We start from the raw sequence: 2,806 nt of genomic DNA, 5'->3' as shown, positions 1-2,806 counted from the left end.
TCCATGCCCCCGAGCGCGGCGATGTTGCCGGGCGCGAGGACGGCCTGGACGGAGCGGACGACGTTCGTCCCGCTGTTGATCCAACAGGTGACGCAGCCGGCAAAGGCGAGGACGCCGGCGAAGCGCGGGGTGAAGACGGCGAAAAAGGCCGCGGCGCCCAGGAGCCCCGGCGCGCCCAAGACGGCGGGGGTGAGGACGTCCATCCACGGCATCTTCCCGTCCACCACGGAAAGGGCGACCGGAAAAAGGATGCCGACCGCGGTGGCGAAGTAGAGAAGGAATCCGATCATCAGGTGGCGGCATCCTACACGAAAATGAGGGATTAGGCGAGATCCGTTCTAAGTGAGCAGGAGTCTGACGGGGAGGGCGCCGTTCATCAGTAAAATTTCTTGGCGCGTCTTGAGCCCCAGCAAATGGATCGGGGCGTCCCTCGGGACCAGCAGGGCGATGCGCCAGTCGGCAAAGCGCTCTTTGAGGACCCGGCCGACATCCTGATACAGGGCCTTGAGGACGCCGGCCCCGAGGCGTTCGCCGTAGGGCAGATTGGCGATGAGGAGACCCGTGGGCTCGGGCGGGGACCACTCTTGGATGGGTTTCACGGAGAACGTGAGGTATTTCTCGACGCGGGCGCGGAGGGCGGAGGCCCGCGCCACGTCCACGTACTTGGGCTCGATGTCCGAGGCGTAGATCGGCGCCGGCAAGGCGTCCCTTTTCGCGACCCGCAATCGATCGGAGACGCGGCGCCACAGATTGCGGTCGAAACCGGCGAGGTGCTCCAGGGCAAAGTCGTCCTTGCCGCGATGGATGAGGGGGGCCTTGCCCAAGGCGATGTAGGCCGCCTCGATGACGATCGTCCCCGATCCGCACATGGGGTCGAGGAGGGCCTCCTGGCCCGTGTAACCGGCCAGCATCAAGATCGACGCGGCCAGGGTCTCCTTCAAGACGGCCGGATGGCCCGTCAGACGCCAACCGCGCTTGTGGAGGGCGCGGCCCGCCGTATCGATTCCGAGGACGCAGGCGCCGTTCCGGACGAACGGCACGATGGTGATGGGATTGTCCGCGTCGGGATCGAAACGGGGAGGGCCCTTCTTGAACGCGGCCCCTTGAACCGATCGAACGACGGCGTCGATGACGGCCTCTTCGCCGAGGGCCTGGGCGGGCGGATCGGTGAGAGCGGGCGTCACGGTAAAGGGCCGGTGCGACCGCAACCACTCCGTCCACTCGATCCTTTGCAGCCCCTCCCGAAACTCCTGGAGCTTTGAAACTTGAAACTCTTTGACCACCCTTTGGATCCGGCTGGCCGTGCGGAGCGACAGATGGGCCCGGTACGCCGTCTCGAGGTCGGCCTCGAAGGCGACGCCGCGATGCAACAGGGTTTGTTCCTTGACCCCCAGAGCGCTGAGTTCGGCGGCGAGCACTCCGACCGTTTCGTGGGGGCATGTGGCGATCCATCGCATGGGGCTAGCTTCCTTTACGAGCCGTAGCGAGCGCTGGTACCGCGGGAAGCGGTGCTAAGGAACGACCTGCTCGGTTCCGTGCTCCCTCCAGTAGCGGTCGACCAAGGGCTGAAGGTCCTGATGGATCTCTTCCAGGCCCTTCCCCTTGTTCTTCTCCCACCAGGCCTTCCAGTCGGTCACCCTTAAGACCGAGAAGCTGAAGGGTTTGCCTTTGACCGTGCCGGCGGAAGGGGACGGGTTCGGGGTGATGAGGTCGTAGAGGATCCTTTCGCATTCTTGTCCCACGGTCACGTTGGCCATGACGGGAGGTGGCGTCGGGAGATTCGGCGGGAGGTTGTAGTAGTTTTGAATGTCTTGGCGCTTGAAGACGCGCGCGTCGCCGAGGTGATCGATCAGGACGGGGACAGCGTCTCTTCCCTGGTCCAAGATCCGCCGTTTCACCGCCTCCTTTTGCTCGAGGGACGCCTTCGGATCGGCCAGCCGGTCGATCAGGGCGGCCACGTTCTCATCATCTAAATCGAGGCAGCGCCAGCGGGTGACGTCCATTTGCCGCTCCACGTAGGAGTCGTCCACCTTGGTCTCCCGTCCGGGGCGCTTGGTGGGTCCCCGGACCTCGATCCACTTTCCAGTCAGCTCCACACGGCCCCGGCAGGAAAGGGAATGGGGGACGTAGGCGACGATCTGATCGCCGCCGTCTTCAAGGTCGATATAAACGGACTCCTTTTTGGAGGCCTCGATCAGGTGTTGGTTGATGACCTGCGCGATGCGTCCGTAGAGCCTGATCTCTTTCTTGGGATCCGCCCCGGATAGGGACGGCAGCAGAAGCGCGGCGAGCGCCACTCGGATGAAGATACCACGGGTCTCTCGGTCGTCCGCCGCCACGCCGGGACTATATCGGAAAAATGACGGGATGATAAGTTCCGATGCAGCGACCCGGAGCGGCGACACCGATCGGGTCAATGTGAACCCATTAATTAAATTATTTTAATAATAACAATCACAAATCAATTTTTTAATATTGTTTCATAGGTACTTAGATCGTACCATATCTACTAATCATGAAAAATTAGGAGGGGGCATGGAACACTCAAAGCCGAACCGAGCGGGTCTATGGATCGCGATGGCGATCGCCGTCTTGCTCATGGCGCCCTGGGGGGCCCAGGCGGCGAAGCCGACGTTTCCCAGCGATCCGCCGCCCGTAACGGTCTGTTATTGCCACAACGTCAATCACCATCCCGTGACCATCTGCACGGCCGACCGGGCCTTTCAGATGGGCCACCAAAACCACGTCAACAACGGCGTCGATACCCTGGGCGAATGCGGGCCCTCGACCGAACCGGGTTGCGGCG

4 protein-coding genes are annotated in these 2,806 nt (G+C 62.6%); 1 reads left to right on the top strand and 3 read right to left on the bottom strand.

Annotated features, from left to right (window positions below; all coding sequences use genetic code 11):
- The 3 genes from VLJ37_12825 to VLJ37_12815 all read right to left on the bottom strand — a co-directional run.
- On the bottom strand, positions 1-290 hold a 290-nt coding region (locus VLJ37_12825), incomplete at its 3' end, for a hypothetical protein (GenBank protein ID HSA60556.1).
- A gap of 48 nt (positions 291-338) precedes the next feature.
- Positions 339-1,457: a hypothetical protein gene (locus VLJ37_12820; GenBank protein HSA60555.1), complete on the bottom strand. Its 1,119-nt coding sequence runs from the start codon at positions 1,455-1,457 to the stop codon at positions 339-341.
- Between the two features lie 54 nt (positions 1,458-1,511).
- A complete protein-coding gene (locus VLJ37_12815) occupies positions 1,512-2,339 on the bottom strand; it encodes a hypothetical protein (protein ID HSA60554.1) in 828 nt (275 codons plus the stop codon).
- A 196-nt stretch (positions 2,340-2,535) separates the two neighbouring features.
- On the opposite strand from VLJ37_12815, the gene VLJ37_12810 reads away from it, so the two are divergent.
- Positions 2,536-2,806: hypothetical protein (locus tag VLJ37_12810; GenBank protein HSA60553.1), on the top strand; the 271-nt coding region annotated here is incomplete at its 3' end.

The sequence above is a fragment of the bacterium genome, assembly GCA_035454885.1.
Classification (GTDB): Bacteria; UBA10199; UBA10199; order JACPAL01.
This window is presented reverse-complemented; position numbering and strand designations above follow the sequence as displayed.

Bases quoted from the DNA above. Each gene is read 5' to 3' on its own strand.
- VLJ37_12820 (HSA60555.1), bottom strand. From the start codon at position 1,457: ATGCGATGGATCGCCACATGCCCCCACGAAACGGTCGGAGTGCTCGCC.